This is a genomic window from Streptomyces sp. DH12 (assembly GCF_020873895.1).
Lineage (GTDB): Bacteria > Actinomycetota > Actinomycetes > Streptomycetales > Streptomycetaceae > Streptomyces.
This window is the reverse complement of record NZ_JAHWGT010000526.1, coordinates 1-576: the sequence shown is the minus strand read 5'-3', so window position 1 is coordinate 576 and position 576 is coordinate 1. Positions and strand designations below refer to the sequence as shown.

Below are 576 nucleotides of genomic sequence, written 5' to 3'. Positions count from 1 at the left end.
ATCACGAAGGAGGACGGCAAGACCCGTTCCACGTACGGCTACACGGCCTACGGTTCGGACGACTCGTCCCAGATGACCGGTGCGGACAAGCCGGGCAGCGGGACCGAGGGCAAGAGCGACTACAACTCCTTCCGCTTCAACTCCTCGCGCTGGGACGGTGCCTCGGGCACGTACGACATGGGCTTCCGCAACTACGACCCGGGGCTGAACCGCTTCCTCACCCGGGACTCGTACAGCGGTGCCCTGGCCGACATGTCCCTGGCCACCGACCCGTTCACCGGCAACCGGTACGCGTTCGCCGGTGGCAACCCGATCAGCTTCGTCGAGCTCGACGGGCACCTGTTCGGTCTGTCGCTCTCGGACATCGGCCATGCCACGCTCGACGTGGTCGGCCTGGTCCCCGTCGTCGGTGAGGTCGCCGACGTCGCCAACGGCATCTGGTACGCGGCCGAGGGCAACTATGTCGACGCCGCACTGTCGTTGACCTCGGCGATCCCGCTCGCGGGGTACGCGGCCACCGCCGTCAAGGCCGGCCGCTACGTCGAGAAGGGGGTCGAGGCGGTGGACTCCGCCAAC

General features: G+C 67.9%; 1 protein-coding gene. It reads left to right on the top strand.

Annotated elements, in window-relative coordinates:
• Nucleotides 1-576: RHS repeat-associated core domain-containing protein (locus LPA54_RS35575; RefSeq protein WP_228984707.1), on the top strand; the 576-nt coding region annotated here is incomplete at both ends.